The organism is Apilactobacillus timberlakei (assembly GCF_002993965.1).
GTDB classification, from domain to species: Bacteria; Bacillota; Bacilli; order Lactobacillales; family Lactobacillaceae; genus Apilactobacillus; species Apilactobacillus timberlakei.
In genome coordinates, this window is record NZ_POST01000002.1 from 146,943 (window position 1) to 167,807 (window position 20,865).

Here is a 20,865-nt window from a genome sequence, read left to right on the forward strand (position 1 = left end):
GAGCATGATAAAATTATTTGTTATAATATTCAAATAGAAAGGGATGATTATATTATGAATTATGTACCTTTAAATGTAATAAGTTCATATAGTTTATTAGATAGCACTATTTCAATTGATAATTTAATTTCAGCGGCTAAGCAAAGAGGCTATAATGCTTTAGCTTTAACTGATGAAAATGTTATGTATGGTGCTATTGAATTTTATAATAAGTGCATAAAAAATAATATTCATCCAATTATCGGTTTAACAATTGAGCTTAATGGATTAAATGACGACAAATTTAAACTAGTTTTAATTGCTAAAAATAATAATGGTTATCAAAACTTAATGAAGATATCCACTAAAAAGATGACTAACGAATCTGAAAAAATATCATTATCTGACATAAAACCGTTCCTAAATGATTTATTTATCATTATTCCTAATTACGGCAACATTGCAAGCTGGATTAAGCAAGATAATTTGGAAAAAATTTCAAATATTTTGAATGAAGTTATTGGGTACAATAATAACTTATATTTTGGTATTAGTGATAAAGATCTTAATAACGGATATTATGATTCTATAATTAAACTCAAGTTGGATATTAAGCTTGTTGCTTTCTCCAAAGTTCAAAATATAGATAAAGATGATTCTTTTGCACTTAAAGTTTTACGATATGTAGATAATGGTGAAAAATTTTCTAATCCACTTGAAGAAAGTAATTTAAAAGATAATAACTGGTTAAAACCTAAAAGTGATTTTATTAATAATTTTGTTTCATCTGGGCATCAAGATATTGTACAGAATAATGAAACGATTATTTATGAAACCAATGTGAAAATTGATAAGAAACAACCACAACTACCTAAATTTAAAAACGATTATGGCTTGTCATCAAAAGAATATTTAAAACAGTTGTGTAAAAAGGGATTATTAGCAAGATTTAATGAATTAAATATACTTAAGGATAATCAAAAACAATATTATAAAAGATTAAAATATGAGTTGTCAGTTATTGACCGTATGAATTTTGATGACTATTTTTTAATTGTTTGGGACGTAATTAATTATGCACATAAAGCTAATATTATGACTGGTCCAGGAAGAGGGTCAGCTGCTGGATCTTTAGTAGCATATTGCTTATATATCACTGATGTAGATCCAATTAGTTATGATTTACTATTTGAACGTTTTTTAAATGAAGAACGTGCTCAAATGCCAGATATTGATTTAGATATACCAGATGATAAAAGAGAAAAAGTCTTAGACTATGTTCATAATAAATATGGGGATGACCATGTTGCACAAATTGTTACTTTTGGAACAATGGCAGCCAAACAAGTTCTAAGAGATGTAGGCAGAACTTTTGGGTTATCTCCTTATCAAATGAGTGATTGGAGTAATGCAATTCCTAGTAATCAGTTACATATTACTTTAGGTGCTGCTTATGATCAATCACAAAAGCTTAAAAACTTAGTTAGTGATAATCATCTCAATCGGCTTTTATTTGATACTGCTAAAAAATTGGAGGGACTGCCAAGACATTATTCAACGCATGCTGCTGGTTTAATTTTAAGTAAAGATAAATTAGTGAAAACTTCACCTCTGCAAAATGGCAGTGAAGGTATTTTGATGACTCAGTATTCTAAAAACTACGTTGAAGAGATAGGACTTTTAAAAATTGACTTTTTAGGATTGAGGAACCTTTCATTACTTGCAGATATTTTTAATCATGTAAAAAGCGAAGCAAACAATAAGTTTAGCATTAGAAAAATTAATTTAGACGATTCAAAAACCTTGTCATTATTTAAAATGGGGGATACTAACGGTATTTTCCAGTTTGAATCTGCTGGTATTAAGAGAGTATTAAAAGCATTGCAACCAGATAATTTTAATTTGGTTGCTGCAGTTGATGCTTTGTATCGTCCAGGTCCGATGGGTAATATTGAATCTTTTATTAAACGTAAAAATGGACAAGAAAATGTTACTTATGCTGATGACACATTAAAACCTATTTTAGGACCGACTTTTGGTATTATTGTTTATCAAGAGCAAGTTATGCGAGTTGCTTCTACAATGGGTGGATTTACTTTAGGTGAAGCTGATTTACTTAGAAGGGCTATGAGCAAGAAAAAGCATGATGTAATGGATTCAATGAAATCTAAATTTATTAATGGAGCTTTAGAAAAAGGATATAGTGAAATATCTGCCAAACAAACTTTTGATTACATTGATCAATTTGCCAGTTATGGTTTTAATAAATCACATGCTGTTGCTTATAGTAAAATGGCATTTGAATTAGCTTATTTAAAAGCTCATTATAGTATGCAGTTTTTTGTTAGCATATTAAATTCAGTGTTGAATAATAATAAAAAAACTAAGATTTATTTAACAGAATTAAAAAAACGCAATATAAAAGTTGATGGACCTAATATTAATATTAGTGATAAGGAATTTAAAATAAATAATAATAATATTTTATTCGGCTTAGGTTCTATTAAGGGACTACGTAGTGATTTTATTAACGATTTAATTGATGAGCGAAATACTAACGGTCTATTTAATAACTTAGAACAATTTCTGCAAAGAATTGATTCTAAATATAGAAAAATAGATTTGATTAATGCGCTTGTTTATTCGGGTGCAATGGATGATTTTGGATATAACCGTTCGGAATTGTTAGCATCAATCCCTGAATTTATTGATTCCATTAATTTAAGCGGTAATTCAATGGAATTATTTGATGCACTAAAGCCCAAAATAAAACATTTGGATGAAATGCCTTTAAATGAAAAATTACAAAAAGAAAATGAATATTTGGGTGCATATTTATCTGGACATCCTGTAGAACAATATATAAATATTTTTAATAGTATTAATATTATTTCATCTGACAGTGTATTAGAATATAAGGGTGAGATATACACCGTTTTGTATTTAGATTCTATCAAACAAATTAGAACAAAAAATGGTAAGAAAATGGCTTTTGCTCATGGTACTGATTTATCCGGTGGCTTAAGCATCACCATTTTTCCTAATGTTTTTACTATCATTAAGGATTGGTTTAAAAACGGAATTGTAGTTTTAATTAAAGGCAAAGTTGAACAACGAGATGGTGCTCAAATTATTGCTAATAAAATATATCCTGCAGCGAATGTTAAAAGTGATTTAATAAAAAATAATAGAGGAACTTCGAATAAAAAGTGGTATTTAAAAATAGATAGTGATCATGATTCACCTAAAAACATAAATATTCTATATCAAGAAATAAAGAATAATTATGGAAATAATCGGGTTATTATTTATCGTGAAAAAAATAAAAAAACAACTTTGCTTAATCATAATTATGATTTGAATTATAATTCAAATTTATTTAGTAAACTAATTCATATATTAGGAAATGGTAACGTTGTTTATAAATGATAATTTATTACAGAAACTATAAAGAAAATAGCAGACATAGATTTTAAAAAGTGATACAATTTACATTGAAATCCATTATGTATTGAATTATATATTTGATACAAAATAAAAGGAGAGATTTTACTTATGAAAAAAACAAAAATCGTAAGTACATTAGGACCTGCTAGTAATGATGTTGAAACTATTGCTAGTTTAATTAACTCAGGAGCTAATGTTTTCAGATTTAATTTTTCACATGGTGATCATGAAGAACATTTAGGTCGTTTAGACAAAGTTCATGAAGCTGAAAAGAAGACAGGTAAATCAATGGGTATCATGCTTGATACTAAAGGTGCTGAAATTCGTACCTCTAAGCAAAAAGATGGTAAGATTGATTTTCATACTGATGACCAATTCAGAATTTCAATGGATAGCAGTCTAGAAGGTACTAAGGACAAAATTGCCGTTACTTACCCAGGCCTATTTGATGATGTTAAAGTTGGTGGACATGTTTTATTTGATGATGGTATTTTAGATGCTGTTGTTGAAGACAAAGATGCTGATAACAAAGAATTAGTTGTTACTGCTCAAAATAATGCCACTTTAGGTTCACGTAAAACTGTTGATGCTCCAGGAGTATCAATTAATTTACCAGGTATCACTGAAAAAGATTCAAGTGATATTCGCTTTGGTTTATCAAAGATGAACATTAACTACATTGCTGCTTCATTCGTAAGAAAACCTCAAGATATCTTAGATATCCGCAAATTACTTGAAGAAGAACATATGGAAGATGTTCAAATTTTCCCTAAGATTGAATCACAAGAAGGAATTGACAACTTTGAAGAAATCATGAAGGTTTCTGATGGTTTAATGATTGCTCGTGGAGACATGGCTGTTGAAATTCCTGCTGAAAATGTTCCAATCGTTCAAAAACATATGATCCACAGATGTAATGAAATGGGTAAACCAGTTATCACTGCTACTCAAATGCTAGATTCAATGATTGAAAATCCACGTCCTACACGTGCTGAAGCTTCAGATGTTGAATATGCTGTATTAAGTGGTACTGATGCTACTATGCTTTCAGGTGAAAGTGCTAATGGTGCTTACCCAGCTAAAGCTGTTGGAATGATGAACAAATTAGATGTTAAAGCTGAAAACCATTATGCTGAATACGGTGACGCACGTCCTGAATTCAAAAATGGTGATGTAACTGAAGCATTTGGTAAACAAGTTGCTCAAATGGCTAAAGACTTAGACATTAAGACAATTGTTACTACTACTACTACTGGTTACTCAGCTCGTATGATTTCTAAATACCATCCAAATGCTGATATTTTAGCATTAACTTTTGATGATCGTGTACGTCGTGGCCTAACAGTTAACTGGGGTGTTCAACCAATTGTTGTTGATAAACCAGAAACTACAGATGGTATGTTTGATTTTGCTGCTAAGAAAGCTGTTGAATCAGGCTTATCTAAGGAAGGCGATTTAGTATTAATCGTTGCTGGTGTTCCAGTTGGCGAAAAAGGTACTACTAACGTTATGCGTGTTAAATTAATCGGTTCAGAACTATCACAAGGACAAGGAATTGGTGATAAGACCGTTATTGGTAAAGCTTTTTTAGCAAGTAACGCTGCCGACGCAAACAGCAAAGCTGTAGACGGTGGCGTGTTAGTGGCTAAGAACACTAACAAAGACTTCTTACCAGCAATGAAGAAAGCTAGCGCAATTATCGTTGAAAATGGTGGAATGACATCACATGCAGCGGTAGTTGGTATTTCATTAGGTATTCCAGTTATCGTTAGTGCAACTGGCGCAACTGAAGAAATTTCTGATGGACAAACAATCACTGTTGATGCTCGTCATGGTATTGTGTATAGTGGTGCTGCTAATTCATTATAATAATTAAATAATAATTATTTGATAAAAAGGGTACGCATTTTGCGTATCCTTTTTTGCTATCGAAATATTATGAAAATTAGTGTAAAATTATAATATAAATAATCGAAATGAGGTATATTAATGAACAATATATTAGGTAGAATAGTTTCTGGAAAAGTTACTGATGAAAATGATAAAAGTTATTTTGTTCAAATTGAAGGGGTAACATTTTTATTAGATAAATCAGAAATTGTTAAACCATTGCATATTGGAAGTAAATTTAGTGGCTTTGCTTATGAAAATGAAGACCATAAAATGCAAATTACAAGAGATGCACCTAAGGTTCAAATTGACCATTTTGCTTTTGGGCAAGTTGTACAAAGTAAATATGGTCTAGGTGTATTTGTTGATATTGGTTTGCCTAATAAAGATATTGCTGTATCAATTGATGATTTGCCCGAACTTACTAAATTGTGGCCTAAACATGGCGACTATCTTATGATTGCTTTGAAAGTAGATAAAAAGGGTCGTATATGGGGAGAATTAGCTGATGAACAAATATTTAAAGATATTTCCACTCCAGGTGGTAAGGAGCTAATGAATCATAATTTACAAGCTACTACTTATCGTCTTAAATTAGCAGGTACTAGAGTTATTACTGATGATTATCATTTAGGATTTATTCATCCTAGTGAACGTGATGTTGAACCTAATCTTGGTAAACATGTTAATGTGCGAGTCATTGGTGTATTACGTGATGGGACGTTAAATTTATCAATGAAACCTCGTGGTTATGAAGCTATTGATGGTGATTCGAAAATGTTATTTGCAGTTTTAAAACATTCTGATGACTATAAGTTACCATATACTGACAAAAGTAGCCCAGATGATATTAAAAAGTATTTTGGTATTAGTAAGGGACAATTTAAACGTGCGGTAGGTCATTTATTAAAGAATCGTTTAGTTGAACAAATTAATGGTGAATTAAAACTGACTCAAAAGGGTATTGAATTTAGTATTGAAGAATAGGTGACTAATTTATGAATGAGACAATTAATGATTATTTACACTTTTTATTAATTGAACGTGGCTTATCTGAAAATACAATTAAAAGTTATCATCAAGATTTAGCAGAGTTTGCAAATTATCTTTCCAAAAAACATATAAATAGCTTTAAAGATGTTGATTCACGTACTATTTTAAATTATATGAAATATATGAAAGAAAACGGTAAAGCGAGAAATTCAATTATCCGTTTTATTTCGACTATGAGAAAATTCTTTAAGTATTTATTAAGATTTCATTATATTAAGAATGATCCTATGATTAAAATAGACACACCTAAGCAAGCTCAACATTTTCCATCAGTTTTAACTACAAAAGAAGTAGATAGACTGTTAAGTACACCCGATACTAATGATAAATATGGAATTCGCGATCGTGCTATATTTGAAGTTATGTATGCTACTGGTTTGCGTGTAAGTGAAATGGTTCATTTAAAGATGGATAATTTACATTTAGAGATGGGCATTATTCAAACTTTAGGTAAGGGCGATAAAGAAAGAATTATTCCAATTGGAACTCAAGCAATTAAGTGGATTAATTTCTATGTAAGCAGTAGTCGTTCTAAATTGTTAAAAAATCGTCGTAGTGATTATTTATTTTTAAATGCTCATGGTGGTGGTTTAAGTCGTCAAAGTATTTGGCAAAAAATAAAGCATTATGTAGCATTGGCAGGTATAAAGAAAGATGTCACGCCACATACTCTGAGACATTCTTTTGCCACTCACATTTTGGAAAATGGAGCAGATTTAAGAATTGTTCAAGAATTATTAGGGCATTCTGATATTTCTACAACTCAAATATATACCCATATTTCTCATGAACATTTGAATCAGTCATTTAATAAGTACCATCCAAGAGCATAACTTTTTATTAGGGAGGATTTTATAATGTTATTAAAATATCGTAGTGAATATGAAAAAATAGTTATGGATATGCTTTCCTTAATACCTGACATGAATAATGAAATTTTAAAATCTGAGTTAAATTGGTATAAAAATTCAGATGATCGAGTTATATATTTATGGAAAAATGAAAATAATAATTGGGCTGGAATGCTATCAATTGAATCTAAGAATTCATTATTGGTTGTTCGTAGAATTATACTAACTCCTGATTCTTGGAATATGAATAATTGTTGTATTATGTTAAATCAACTATCAGATTTATATATGAATAAACGAATAATTGGGACTATGGATACAACTGAAATTTGTGAGATTTGGGAGAAACGTAATGGAACCAAGCAATAATGTCATGAATATTCATATAAATGATTTTGATGGTCCATTAGAATTATTGTTGCATTTAATTAAACAATCACAAATGGATATATATGATATTGAAATTGAAAAAATAACTAATCAGTATGTTGATTATTTAAACAAGATGAAAGAATTGAACGTTAATGTAATTGGCGAATATTTTGTTATGGCTTCAAATTTAATGGTGATTAAATCTAAATTGCTGCTACCAAAAAAAGATGACTTAGAAGATGAAGACGATGATTATGAAGATCCTAGAAATGAACTTGTTAATCAATTAATTATTTATCAACAATACAAAGAAGCTTCAAAAGTATTAAAAAAGATGCAAAAGAAAAGTAGTATGCATCATAGTATTACAGCCAAAGTACCGACTGTCACAGAAATGTTAGATCTGAATGGTAATAAAATAATGAATGTTGATTTAATAAAAAATGCTTTTGATTCAATTATTAAAAAGCATCAGCACAATAAGCCTTATGTGCATGAAATTAATGAATGGCACTACACTGTAAAGGAACAGTCTAATTGGATTCTTAAAAAGATAGAAAACAAAGATATTTTAGAATTTAATTCTTTATTCAACATTGATGATAACTTAGAAAAAATTATAACTACTTTTTTGTCAATCTTAGAGTTAATGAAGGAACATTTGATTTTTGTTGAACAAATTGATAATAGAATATATATTCGTAAAAAATAGATTGGAGTGTATATTGATTGGTAAGTAATTTAGCCAAAATTAGTGGCTTGATTTATGTTTCTGGGGATGACGGGATTTCATCATCTAACATCTCTAAATTATTAGAAATGAATGAATCTGACATCACAAATAGTATTGATAAGCTCAATGGTAATTTAAGCAATGATCCAGATAGTCCTTTTACAATAATAAAATATGATGATAAGTATACTCTTGCTACCAAAGAGGAATTAGATTCAATTATTAAAAAATACATAATTGATGATGATGAAATTTCACTTACTCAAACTTCTTTGGAAGTCTTAACCATTATTTCTTACAATCAACCAATTACTAGGGTCGAAATCGATGATATAAGGGGAGTTAATAGTAATAAAACAATTCAAAAATTAATAAAGCAAGGAATAATTAGAGTAAGTGGTCATAAAAAAGTACCAGGTAATCCTAAACTTTATGAAGTTACTGAAAATTTTTTGAAATTATTCGGAATATCAAGTTTAGAAGAATTACCTAAAATCGATAAGAATTTAATTACTAAGGAGGAAAAGTAATGGCTGAAAGATTACAAAAAGTAATGGCAAAAGCAGGAGTCGCTTCTAGAAGAAAATCAGAAGTAATTATTGCTTCTGGGAGAGTCAGTGTTAATAATAAAGTTGTAACTGAGCTAGGTACTAAAGTTAAAGTTTCAGATTCAGTCGAAGTAGATGGGGTACCAATTGGTGGGAAAGAAAAGAAAGTTTATTTTCTTTTTTACAAACCTAGAAGAATTATTTCATCAGTTTCTGACGAAAAAAATAGAAAGACAGTTGTAGATTTCTTTGAAGACATTCCAGAAAGAATTTACCCAGTTGGTCGTTTAGATTATGATACATCTGGATTGTTATTATTAACTAACGATGGTGATTTAGATAATCGTCTTACTCATCCAAAATATGAAGTTGAAAAAACTTATGTTGCTAAAGTGGAAGGTATTCCAACAAATGATGAACTTAAGCAATTACGATTAGGAATTAAAATTCATGGTAAAAAAACAAGTCCAGCTAAGACTAATATATTAGAAACTGATCCTAAAAAGAAAACTGCAGTTGTTCAATTAACAATTCATGAAGGAAAAAATCATGAAGTTAAAAATATGTTTAAGGCAATTAATCATCCAGTTAAAAAATTAAAACGTGAGTCATATTCCTTTTTAAATCTAAGAGGTTTACAATCTGGAGAATTCAGGCCATTAAAGAAAATAGAAGTTGAAAGACTTTATGAGATTACTGATAAAAAGTCTTAATGATTGTTTTTTGCTTAATATTTTGGTACATTATTATAAATAAAAATAATATATGGTTTATCTTCAGGGCAGGGTTAGATTCCCGACCGGCGGTATAGCCCGCTACCCATCTTTTGATGGTTGATTTGGTTAAATTCCAAAGCCGACAGTAAAGTCTGGTATAAAGAAGATCTATTTTTAGCGTGCAAAAGTCCCTGTTATTCATTTAGCAGGGACTTTTTTTGAAGATAATCCTCATTTGGAGGAATTTTTAATGTTTAGTTCAAATAAATTCAGTTTACAAAGGATTGTTCAAATTTCAATATTAAGTGGTTTAGCTTATTTATTGTCTTATATATCAGTTTCTATTATCCCCATTGCGCCTTATATGAAATTAGATTTTGGTGATATTCCTATTTTATTAGCAACAATTTTGTTATCAACTAGTAGTGGTATCATTGTGTCCGTTATGAGGGCCTTCCTATATTTTATTTTTACAGGTCCTTCAATAATTAATTTGATAGGGGTTTCTTCGTTACTGCTTGCTAGTTTAACAATTGTTTTATCAATGTCACTCGTTGATAGACTATTCTCCAAAAAAATTAAGTATGTTTTAATGGTTTTATTTGAAACTATCTCTTTAACCTTAATCATGAGCTTGGCAAATTATTTTATTATAACGCCTTTATATATTAATTTGGCAGGATTCCATTTTAATTTTAGCCTTGCAGATTCAATCCTATATGTCGTAATTCCTTTTAATATTATTAAAGGGCTTTTTATAGGAATTGTATTTGTGATAATCTTAAATCGTAGTAAGGTTTGGTCTACTTATAAGAAAAGAGATTGATTAATGAATAAAAAGCTTTTACTTTTAATGTTATCTAATAAACAACCGAGAAGACTAAAGTTAATTAAGAATTTATTAGATGGTAAAAGAACTGTTTCAACTTTATTTTGGGGCAGTCGTTATCATATATTAGAATATTCAGGAATGATGAAGAACTTTGATTCTTTACAAAATGAAGATAAATTAATAAATGAATTAATTAATAATGGATATGTTTTTTCATATAATAAATATCAATATAAATTAACTAATAAGGGTAAACAAAAAAAGGATTCATTATTTGAATCCTTTTATTTGCCTAAAGAATTATCATATGGTTTTGATTATGATATTGAAAAGTTTAAAAATAGGTTTTTATTACTTATTCAAGTCACTTCAGAATATAGTTATCATAATAGTAGTTATTATCCAGTTCAGGCAGATTTTTATGATACCAATTTAATTAAAAATTTGTTTCATAAATATAAAAATGATAATTTTATTGATGACATTTATAGCTTTATTAAGTCCTTTTTATCTTCATTAGATGAAGATAAGGCTAATATATTTGCAAATTTATTGATTGGACACAATAATTATGGATTAACTTATGAACAATTATCTAATCGATATAATTATTCTAAAATGGAAATATACTTTATTAATATTGATTTATGGATCTTAATGATTAAATTTATTGAAAATAGCAATTCTTTTTTGAATTCTTTACTTGAAAATATAGTACAAAGTAGAATTAATTCAAGTGCTAGAAGAACATTTTATGAATTTAACAATGGTCTTACTATTTTTGCTATTGCTAAAAAATATAATCTTAAAGAATCTACAGTTAAAGAGCATTTACTAGAAAATGCAATTTTTTTAGATACGGAACAATTTCCATATGATATGATTTTATCTGATAATGAAGTTGCTATTTTAAACAAGAAATATCTAAATCAGTCAATTGATTTCTGGAATTTTAATAAGTTAGATATTGCCAATATAGACTTCTTTAAGTTTAGATTATATCAAATAATGAGGAGTAAATAGTTATGAATTATTTACGTCAAAAATTAAAAAAATGGTTTGGCTTTGATGATTTTCGCCCTGGACAGTTTGAAGTTTTATCGTCTTTGAGTCAAGGTGAAAATACTTTTGGAATGTTGCCAACTGGAACTGGTAAAACGCTTATATATCAATTCTTTGGTCGAATGATAAATCAGCCAGTTGTTATTATTTCACCCTTAATTTCTTTAATGCAAGATCAAGTTGATCGCATGAGATATTTAGGATCCAAAAAAACAGTTGCTATTACTTCAGGACTAAATTTTGTAGAGAAAAAAAGAATTTTGAATAATCTAAATAAATATAATTATATATACATTTCTCCAGAAATGATATCTCAAATTGATGTTTTAAAGTATTTTAATAAACTAGATATTGGTCTTTTTGTTATTGATGAAGCTCATTGTATTATTCAATGGGGGACTGATTTTAGACCTGAATATCTTAATTTACATAGAATAATTCAATCTTTAAATAATCCGCAAGTGTTAATGTTAACAGCGACTGCTTCTAAAACAGTGCGTTCTGAAATTGTTCATAAACTAGGATTGCATAATGTTAAATATATAGTTAAGTCTACTAATCGTTCAAATATAATGTTATCTGTTAAATATTGTGATGATACTAATGATAAAAACAATAAGTTACTTTCATTGGTTAACAAATTATGTAGTCCAGGGATTATTTATTTTTCTAGTAAAAAAATGGCCAATATGGCTACAATCTTTTTAAGACAGAAAGCTCATTTGAAAGTTGAAGCTTATCATTCAGATTTGAATAATGAAAATCGTTATCGTATTCAACATCAATTTATGAATGATCAAATAGATGTTATATGTGCTACTAGTGCTTTTGGTATGGGAATTGATAAAAGTAATATTAGATATGTTATTCATTATCATATGCCCTCAAATATTGAATCATATGTTCAAGAAATGGGACGTGCTGGTCGAGATATGAAAGAAAGTATTTCTGTTATTCTTTATCAAAAAAATGATGAAATGCTTCAATACAATTTATTAATGGATAACATTCCAGATGATGATATCATTTCTTTTTATTATCGTAATTATAAAAAAATTCATAATGATGATGAACAAACTAAATTATTAAAATATTACTATGATAATGATTATTCAGAAGAGAAAGTTATTAGTATTTTTAAGGCAAGGCGGCTAGATCAAAAAAATAGTTTAGCAGAGATGCTATCTTATGTTTTGAATAATCATTGTCGTCGTAAAAAGCTTTTATCTCATTTTGATGAAAAGTTTAGTGCTCATAATGAATATTGTTGTGATGGTGATCATACGAAATTAAATTTACATGCAGCTAACTTAATTAGGTCTAATATTAAAATAAATAATAAACATAATTATGATTKGAATTCCATAATTAATTCTCTTTTCAACAAAATGCATTAAATAATGTATAATGAATTGTATTAACAATAAGATTGGGAGGGTTATTATTTTGAATAATAACAATAAAGATGAATCAAATGGTTTATCAAGAATGGAATTAAGGAAGAAAAGCAGAGGTCATAAATTAATAGCTATTATATTAGTTACGATTGTTGTAGTTATTGGTTTATTTACACTTGTTTTCGGGATGATGAGTAATCCTAGTGATAATGGTCAGAGTCAATCTTCAAGTTCATCCTCAAGTATGATAAAATCAAAAGGTAAAAAGGCTTCTTCCAAGAAAGATAAAGCTATTAAAAAGTCTACTTCAAATTCTAATAAGGTTGATCAAAGTAGTTCTAGCAATACTGAAAATGCTAGTCATGAAGATGATAAAAAAGCTTCCAATAGTAGTTCCTCTAAAACATCTAGCGCAAGCTCATCTTCAAATAAACCAGCCAATAATAATTCTAGTGCATCAAGTAGTAGTTCTGTAAGCAATCAGTCATCTGATAATAGTAATGATAGAGATTACGCTGTTGTTGGTCAAAATGGTGAAAATGATTTATATAGAATTGCAAAGAATAGTGGTCTTACTGTTGATCAATTAAAGCAATTAAATGGTTTAACTAGCGATAATGTTTCTGTGAACCAGAAAATTAGAGTAAAATAATATTGATTGGGGTATATTAAATGAACTTAAAAAAAATTCAAGTAGCAATTGATGGCCCAGCATCCGCTGGTAAAAGTACAGTTGCTAAATTAGTTGCTAATAATTTTTCATATGTTTATTGTGATACTGGTGCGATGTATCGTTCTATAACACTTAAAGCCATGAGATTGGGATATAATTTAAGTGACGAAATAAGAGTGGTTGAAATGTTGAAAGATACAGACATTTCATTTGAACCTAATGCAGAACAACAAAAGGTATTTTTGGATGGACAAGAAGTTACTAACGAGATTCGTCAAGAAGATGTAACCAATTCAGTTTCTGAAATAGCTAGTTTGAGTGGTGTTAGATTTGATTTAGTTAAAAGACAACAACAAATAGCTAGTAATGGTGGAATTGTTATGGACGGTAGAGATATAGGGACTACAGTTTTACCAAATGCTGAAGTAAAAATATTTTTAATTGCTAGTGTTCAAGAGCGAGCAGAACGTCGTTTGAAGGATAACGCAGAAAAAAATATTCATGTTCCATTAGATCAATTAAAAAAGGAAATTGAAGATCGTGATTATAAGGATTCACATCGTCAAATTTCACCTTTAGTTAAAGCTGATGATGCAATTGAAATTGATACCACTTCGATGTCAATAAGTGATGTAGTTAATGAAATATCTAAAATTATTAAAAATAACGGATAACTTAGTCATATAACTAGATTTTCTTTAAAAGTTAGTCTAAAATGTTAAGTATAGTTGTCTCAAGGAGGAATTATCAGATGAGTGAATCAGATGAAAAAACAAATAAAGATTTATTAGAAGCCTTGGATAGTGTGGACCAAGTCAATATTAATGATGTAGTTAGTGGTGAAGTTTTAGCTATTGATAATGACCATCAATTAATTATTGGAATTGATAATGCTGGTGTCGAAGGTGTTGTTCCTCGTCACGAAATTTCATCAAGTTCTAACAATGATGAAGACTCACAATACAAAGTGGGAGATAAGGGCAAATTTGTTGTTCTTTCAAGAATTGGTGACGATAAAGAAGGCGGAAGTTTTCTACTTTCTGTTCGTCGCTTACAAGAACGTAAAGTTTGGGATGAATTACAAGAAAAATCTAAGAATGATGAAACTATCACTGTAACTGTTAAAAATGCTGTTCGTGGAGGATTAGTTGTTGATGCTGGTGTTCGTGGATTTATTCCTGCTTCAATGATTACAAATCATTTTGTAAGAAACTTAAATCAATATGATGGTCAACAATTTGAATGTAAGATTGTTGAAATTATTCCTGAAAAGAACCGTTTAGTTCTATCACATAGTGATGTAATGGAACAAAAACAAGAAAAAGCTCTTGAAGAAGTTATGGGTAAATTAAGTGTTGGCGACGTTGTTGAAGGTAAAGTTGCTCGTATGACTAACTTTGGTGCCTTTGTTGATTTAGGCGGCGTTGACGGATTAGTTCATGTTTCAGAAATTTCATATGAACGTGTTAACAAGCCTTCTGATGTATTAAAGAATGGTCAAGACGTTAAGGTTAAGGTTATTGCTTTAGATAAAGATAAAGGTCGTATTTCATTATCAATTAAGCAAACTATGCCACAACCATGGGATGAAATTGAAGAAAAAGCCCCACAAGGTAGTATTGTTGAAGTTACTATCAAACGTTTAGTTGATTTTGGTGCTTTTGCCGAAGTAATTCCTGGTGTGGAAGGACTAATTCATATTTCACAAATTTCTCATGAACATGTTAATACACCTGCTGATGTATTAAAAGTTGGTCAAACTGTTAAAGCTAAGATTCTTGATGTTCAACCTGAAAATCATCGTTTAGCTTTATCAATGAGAGCACTTGAACCAGAACCTGAAAATGGTGATGATTCTTCAAAGGAAAATGCTAAGGTTTCTGATAACTCTACTGAAGATGCTCCTGAAGAAGAAAACGGATTTACTTTAGGTGACATTGTAGGTAAAGGATTAGACAAAGATAATCAATAATAGTTTACAATCTTTAAAAATATCCTTCTTTTCATTGAAGGATATTTTTTTATTATTAATAGAAAGGGTGACTTTGAAATGGTATTACCCGTTGTTGCGATTGTTGGACGTCCTAATGTAGGTAAGTCTACAATTTTTAATAGAATTGCTGGAGAAAGAATATCTATCGTTGAAGATACTCCAGGTGTTACAAGGGATCGAATTTATTCTCATGGAGAATGGCTAGGTCATGAGTTTAGCATGATTGATACAGGTGGAATTGAAATAAATGATCAACCATTTGTTAAACAAATTACAGCTCAGGCAGAAATTGCTATTGATGAAGCAGATGTTATTGTATTTATGGTCAATGGTAAGGAAGGTATTACAAATGCTGATGATAATGTTGCTAGAATCTTATACAGAACTAATAAACCGGTTGTATTGGCAGTAAATAAAGTAGATAACTTTGAAGCCCGTGCTGATATATATGATTTTTATTCATTAGGTTTTGGTGATCCATATCCAATATCCGGTGCACATGGATTAGGACTTGGTGATATGTTAGACGAAGTTATTAAGAATTTTTCTGAAAAAACTGATAATGCCGATGACGATAGTATCAAGTTTAGCTTGATTGGACGTCCTAATGTGGGTAAATCATCATTAGTAAATGCTATTTTGGGTGAAAAACGAGTGATTGTTTCCGATGTTGCTGGTACAACCAGGGATGCAATTAACACTAAATTCATTCAAGATGGTCAGGAGTATACAATGGTTGATACTGCTGGTTTAAGAAAACGTGGAAAAGTATATGAAAATACTGAACGTTATTCTGTAATGCGTGCAATGCGTTCAATTGATAACAGTGATGTTGCACTAATTGTTATTAATGCTGAAGAAGGTATTCGTGAACAAGATAAACGTATTGCTGGTTATGCGCATGAAGGCGGAAAAGGTGTAATCATTGTTGTTAATAAATGGGACACTTTGAAAAAAACAAGTTCTACTCAACGTGAATTTGAAGCTGGAATTAGAACACAATTTCAATATCTATCATATGCACCAATTTTGTTCGTATCAGCACTTACTAAGCAAAGATTAACTAAACTACCGGGTATGATTAAACAAGTTAATGAAAATCATTCTAAAAGAATTTCTTCTTCTAATTTGAATGATGTTATTATGGACGCTATTGCAATGACACCAACTCCTAGTATTAAAGGTAGAAAGCTTAGAATTTATTATGCTACTCAAATTAGAACTGCTCCACCTACAATTGTGGTTTTCGTAAATGATGAAGAGCTTATGCATTTTTCATATGAAAGATATTTGGAGAACCAAATTAGAAATCATTTTGACTTTTCTGGAACTCCAATTAAAATTATTACTAGAAAACGTAAGTAATTTTGCATATTTTTTTACTAAAATAGCCATTAAATAATTGAATTGTAGGGCTTTATGTGATATCTTGAAGTAATGTAATGACACCAATCATGTTGTTATTACATATGTCGAAAAGCATTGATTGTTTTCCGAACTATTGGGAGGTGAAAACACATGGCTAACAAGGCAGAATTAGTAAGCAATGTTGCTGAAAAAACTGGTTTAACTAAGAAGGATGCAACTGCTGCTGTAGATGCTGTTTTTGGTTCAATCCAAGACAACATGGCTAAAGGCGAAAAGGTACAACTTATCGGTTTTGGTAATTTCGAAGTACGTGAACGTGCCGCTCGTAAGGGTCGTAACCCTCAAACTGGTGCAGAAATTCAAATTCCTGCAAGTAAAGTACCTGCATTCAAGCCAGGTAAAGCTTTAAAGGATGCTGTTAAATAAACAGCTCACTTTATTGATAAAAGAGCCAGTTCGGCTGATTATGTCGAACTGACTCTTTTTTATATTATCTCCAAATTATGTTGATAGGAGGAATTATATATGAGTTATTCTGAAAAAGCATTAGATTTTTTAGAATCTGGCAAAATTGATGATTTTAATAAGCAATATGATTTAGCATATCACCACGATAGTGATGAAATGCTTTATTCACTAGCTGAAGAATTATATTCATATGGTTTCAGTGATCAAGCTAAAAAAATATATCAAAAATTATTAAAGAAATTTCCTGATGAGGATAGTTTAAGAGTGGACATCTCAGATATTTTAATTAGTGAGGGTAAAACAGATGAAGCATTAGCTCAACTAAGTATTATTTCATCTGAATCTGATGCTTATTTACAATCTTTAGTTACTCAAGCGGATTTATATCAAACTCAAGGATTATTAGATGTAAGTCGAGAAAAACTACTAAAAGCTAAGGAATTAGCTCCTCATGAAAATGTTATCACTTTTGCTCTAGCGGAACTTTTGTTTACCATGGGTGAATATAATAAAGCGATACCATTGTATTTAGGATTAATTAAAGAAGGAGTAACCAACATTTCTTCGGTTAATTTAGTTGAAAGAGTTGGTATTTCTTATGCTAATGATAGTAAATTTGAGCATGCAATTGGATATTTAAAGCAAATTAAGACTATTGATATGACTTCTGATGTAAAATTTGAAACAGCTTTTACCTATTTACAGCTAAAAGATTATGATAAAGCAATTGAATTGTTCCAAGAATTGCGTGAAAGTGATCCACAATATGCGACTTTATATCCATACTTAGGACAAGCTTTAGAAGAACAAAACAAATCAGAAGATGCTTTATTAGTATATCAAGAAGGTCTTAGTGTCGATCAATATAACGAAAAATTATATTTGTTAAGCGCTCGTGCTGCAACTAAAGTTGATAATAAGGAACTTGCAGAAAATTATCTAAAAGAAGGAAATAAGATTGATCCTGATGATATTGAAATTGTTCTTGAATTGTCTAACTTGTTTGTTTCTGAAGAAAAATATGAAGATAACATTGGATTATTATCTTCATATCTAGATGATCATGAGCTGGATCCTCAATTTTATTGGAATTTAGCTATATCTTATGATGAAATTGATGATATTAAAAATGCACATAAATATTATCTAGCTGCTAAACCATACTTTATGGATAATACTACTTTCTTAAAATCTGCATCTTTATTCTTTAGAGAAAGTGGAGATATCAAAAATGCTATATCATTACTTGAAATGTATGTTACAGCAGTGCCTTCTGATGATGAAGCTGCAATGATGTTAGAAGATTATCGAAACTATTAATCATTGATAATTTTTGTTGATAATTTTTTATAATATATAACCGATGCTAAATCCAGATTAAGATGGTTTGAAAGCTCAAATTCATTTTCTCCTGGATTTTTTATTACATAATTTAAAATATAGCCTTGAAATAAATCTGTCGGATTTAAACTAAAAGATAAATATTCTTCACTCGGTTTTAGGTATTTATGCAATCCAGGTAAAGTTAAATGTGGATCATTTGCAATTCTTTGTTTCAAAAATATATCTTTGGATGATTGTTTACCTTGAATTGGTTTAATAAAATTATTATATTGGTTAATAAACTTTTTTTCATAACTGTTAAAGTTAATTTTTTTAAATACTCTATAAAAATTGATTTTTAAAAATTCTGAAGATTTAAATCCTTTGCTAATTAATAATAGTGTCATTTTAGTATAAGGATGAACATTTGGATCATTTAAAATGTTTGGCATTTGTTCAATCCATTTGATATTAATTTTAGATTCTTTGTTACGATCTCTTCCTTTTAAGGTTAAGGTAGGTAATTTGTCAGAAAAATCATGACTAAATAAATATTTAAAATAAATATTTATGTGTGACAATACTTTGTTATATGTTGAATTGTTGATTTGTCGTTTTTCCACTAACATGTTCATATACTGCTGTATATCACGATCAAATAATTGATTAACATGATGATTTTTTTGATACCCAATATTAAAATTTGATAAATATTCGAACATATCAATTAAAGTACTTGTATATTCTTTAATTGTGACTTTGGCTAGTCCATTAATATTTAAATTTTTTTCAAAACTTTTTTGATAAGGATAATTATTTGTTGTCATTTTTACACCTCTTAAATGTCAAAAGTTACTTTAACTAACATAATAACACAAAAACATAAAACTTTGTAAATAATACTATTTATCTGTTAATATTTATATAGTAAAGATAGGGGTATAAACAATGATAAAGATTAAAAATTTACCTGATGAATTTGAAAAAGCTCGCCCTGTTATGCAGAAAATCGAATCTGCTGGATATGAAGCTTACTTTGTTGGGGGTAGCGTGAGAGACACAATAATAGGTGAAAAAATCCATGATGTTGATATTGCATCTAGTGCCTATCCTGAAGAAATAAAAAAACTCTTTAAAAGAACTGTTGATACTGGAATTGAACATGGAACTGTGATGGTTCTTGATAATAATCAAGGGTATGAAATTACAACCTTTAGAACGGAATCTGGGTATCAAGACTATCGTAGACCAGATAAAGTTACATTTGTACGTTCTTTAAAAGAAGATTTAAAACGTCGTGATTTTACCATTAATGCTTTAGCAATGCGCGAAAATGGTGAAGTAACTGATTTGTTTGGTGGTATTGAGGATATAGATAAAAAAATTATTCGTGCTGTTGGCAATCCTAATGAAAGATTTAATGAAGATGCTTTAAGGATGATGCGCGCAGTGAGATTTGCTAGCAAATTAAATTTTAATATTGAAAAAGAAACTTTTAATGCCATTGAGAGGCATAGTTCATTATTAGAAAAAATTGCGATTGAGAGAATTTATGTAGAATTTATTAAGATGATGAAAGGGTTAAAACCCAAGCAGGGAATTGATGATATGATAAGTACTAATATGTATTTACATGTCCCTTTGTTTGCTGATTATAGAAAACAATTATCAGATATTTCACGTTTTAAAAATTTGAACTTAAATAATGAAATAGAGATATGGAGTTTAATCTGTTTTGAATTCGATTTAAATAGAGAACAAATTAGTAAATTTTTGAAAGCCTGGAAAGCATCTAATGAGGTTATAAATAATACTCAAACTTGTTGTTATGCGTTAAATGCTATTAAGAATGATAATATGAGTGATTTTTTAATGTATCTCACGGGTGAAAATTTATTACTAGAAGCAAACTATATCGCATCTTTTTACGATTATTCGATTGACAATGAATTATTGAAAAAGCAATATAGTAGTTTACCAATAAAAAATAAAAAGCAACTTGCAATTAATGGCGGTATTTTAATTAAGAATGGAATTTTAAAACCAGGGCCAATGCTGGGTAAAGTATTAAATGTAATTGAAAAACAAGTTGTTATTGGTAATTTAGATAACAATACTGAAAATATAATTAATTTTACAAAACAATATTTGAAAGAGTGA

The 20,865-nt window shown here is 29.3% G+C and carries 19 protein-coding genes and 1 riboswitch; of the genes, 18 read left to right on the top strand and 1 reads right to left on the bottom strand.

What is annotated here, in order from left to right; genetic code table 11:
• Positions 1–54 precede the first annotated feature (54 nt).
• The 17 genes from dnaE (at position 55) to C7N71_RS02780 (ending at position 18,702) form a co-directional block, all read left to right on the top strand.
• Positions 55–3,408: a DNA polymerase III subunit alpha gene (gene dnaE / locus C7N71_RS02700; protein WP_105987637.1), complete on the top strand. Its 3,354-nt coding sequence runs from the start codon at positions 55–57 to the stop codon at positions 3,406–3,408.
• A gap of 126 nt (positions 3,409–3,534) precedes the next feature.
• Positions 3,535–5,295, top strand: coding sequence for a pyruvate kinase (pyk, locus tag C7N71_RS02705; protein ID WP_105987638.1), 1,761 nt, complete (start codon positions 3,535–3,537; stop codon positions 5,293–5,295).
• A gap of 120 nt (positions 5,296–5,415) precedes the next feature.
• The gene (locus tag C7N71_RS02710; RefSeq protein WP_105987639.1) at positions 5,416–6,303 is read left to right on the top strand and encodes a CvfB family protein; all 888 of its coding nucleotides are present in this window, start codon (positions 5,416–5,418) and stop codon (positions 6,301–6,303) included.
• 11 nt (positions 6,304–6,314) lie between these two features.
• Positions 6,315–7,202 carry a site-specific tyrosine recombinase XerD gene (gene xerD, locus C7N71_RS02715; RefSeq protein WP_105987640.1) on the top strand — a complete coding sequence of 296 codons (888 nt, stop codon included), beginning with the start codon at positions 6,315–6,317 and terminating at the stop codon, positions 7,200–7,202.
• A 24-nt stretch (positions 7,203–7,226) separates the two neighbouring features.
• Positions 7,227–7,589, top strand: coding sequence for a reductase (locus tag C7N71_RS02720; protein WP_105964649.1), 363 nt, complete (start codon positions 7,227–7,229; stop codon positions 7,587–7,589).
• On the top strand, positions 7,573–8,304 hold the full coding sequence (locus C7N71_RS02725) for a segregation and condensation protein A (protein ID WP_105987641.1): 732 nt from the start codon (positions 7,573–7,575) through the stop codon (positions 8,302–8,304). The genes C7N71_RS02720 and C7N71_RS02725 overlap by 17 nt, the downstream gene beginning before the upstream one ends.
• Before the next feature lie 17 nt (positions 8,305–8,321).
• The gene (gene scpB / locus C7N71_RS02730) at positions 8,322–8,855 is read left to right on the top strand and encodes an SMC-Scp complex subunit ScpB (RefSeq protein WP_105987642.1); all 534 of its coding nucleotides are present in this window, start codon (positions 8,322–8,324) and stop codon (positions 8,853–8,855) included.
• Entirely contained in the window at positions 8,855–9,586 is a 732-nt protein-coding gene (locus C7N71_RS02735) for a pseudouridine synthase (protein WP_105987643.1), read from the top strand. The genes scpB and C7N71_RS02735 overlap by 1 nt, the downstream gene beginning before the upstream one ends.
• 55 nt (positions 9,587–9,641) lie before the next feature.
• Positions 9,642–9,761, top strand: a riboswitch (FMN riboswitch).
• Between the two features lie 78 nt (positions 9,762–9,839).
• Positions 9,840–10,415 (top strand): ECF transporter S component, encoded by a 576-nt coding sequence (locus C7N71_RS02740; RefSeq protein ID WP_105987644.1) that lies wholly within the window; start codon positions 9,840–9,842, stop codon positions 10,413–10,415.
• Positions 10,416–10,418: 3 nt separating this feature from the next.
• On the top strand, positions 10,419–11,444 hold the full coding sequence (locus C7N71_RS02745) for a helix-turn-helix domain-containing protein (protein ID WP_105987645.1): 1,026 nt from the start codon (positions 10,419–10,421) through the stop codon (positions 11,442–11,444).
• Positions 11,445–11,446: 2 nt separating this feature from the next.
• Positions 11,447–12,880, top strand: coding sequence for a RecQ family ATP-dependent DNA helicase (locus C7N71_RS02750; RefSeq protein ID WP_105987646.1), 1,434 nt, complete (start codon positions 11,447–11,449; stop codon positions 12,878–12,880).
• A gap of 49 nt (positions 12,881–12,929) precedes the next feature.
• A complete protein-coding gene (locus tag C7N71_RS02755; RefSeq protein WP_157944344.1) occupies positions 12,930–13,532 on the top strand; it encodes a LysM peptidoglycan-binding domain-containing protein in 603 nt (200 codons plus the stop codon).
• A gap of 20 nt (positions 13,533–13,552) precedes the next feature.
• Positions 13,553–14,227, top strand: coding sequence for a (d)CMP kinase (gene cmk / locus C7N71_RS02760; RefSeq protein ID WP_105987648.1), 675 nt, complete (start codon positions 13,553–13,555; stop codon positions 14,225–14,227).
• A gap of 77 nt (positions 14,228–14,304) precedes the next feature.
• Entirely contained in the window at positions 14,305–15,525 is a 1,221-nt protein-coding gene (gene rpsA / locus C7N71_RS02765) for a 30S ribosomal protein S1 (RefSeq protein ID WP_105987649.1), read from the top strand.
• 78 nt (positions 15,526–15,603) lie between these two features.
• On the top strand, positions 15,604–16,911 hold the full coding sequence (der, locus tag C7N71_RS02770) for a ribosome biogenesis GTPase Der (RefSeq protein WP_105987650.1): 1,308 nt from the start codon (positions 15,604–15,606) through the stop codon (positions 16,909–16,911).
• A gap of 153 nt (positions 16,912–17,064) precedes the next feature.
• A complete protein-coding gene (locus tag C7N71_RS02775; RefSeq protein WP_105956075.1) occupies positions 17,065–17,340 on the top strand; it encodes an HU family DNA-binding protein in 276 nt (91 codons plus the stop codon).
• Positions 17,341–17,439: 99 nt separating this feature from the next.
• Positions 17,440–18,702: a tetratricopeptide repeat protein gene (locus C7N71_RS02780; RefSeq protein WP_105987651.1), complete on the top strand. Its 1,263-nt coding sequence runs from the start codon at positions 17,440–17,442 to the stop codon at positions 18,700–18,702.
• Here the strand turns inward: C7N71_RS02780 and C7N71_RS02785 are convergent.
• Entirely contained in the window at positions 18,699–19,532 is an 834-nt protein-coding gene (locus C7N71_RS02785; RefSeq protein ID WP_105987652.1) for a phage integrase N-terminal SAM-like domain-containing protein, read from the bottom strand. The two genes, C7N71_RS02780 and C7N71_RS02785, sit on opposite strands and share 4 nt — an antisense overlap.
• Positions 19,533–19,656: 124 nt before the next feature.
• Here C7N71_RS02785 and C7N71_RS02790 point away from each other — a divergent pair, with 124 nt between their 5' ends.
• Positions 19,657–20,865 carry a CCA tRNA nucleotidyltransferase gene (locus C7N71_RS02790; protein ID WP_105987817.1) on the top strand — a complete coding sequence of 403 codons (1,209 nt, stop codon included), beginning with the start codon at positions 19,657–19,659 and terminating at the stop codon, positions 20,863–20,865.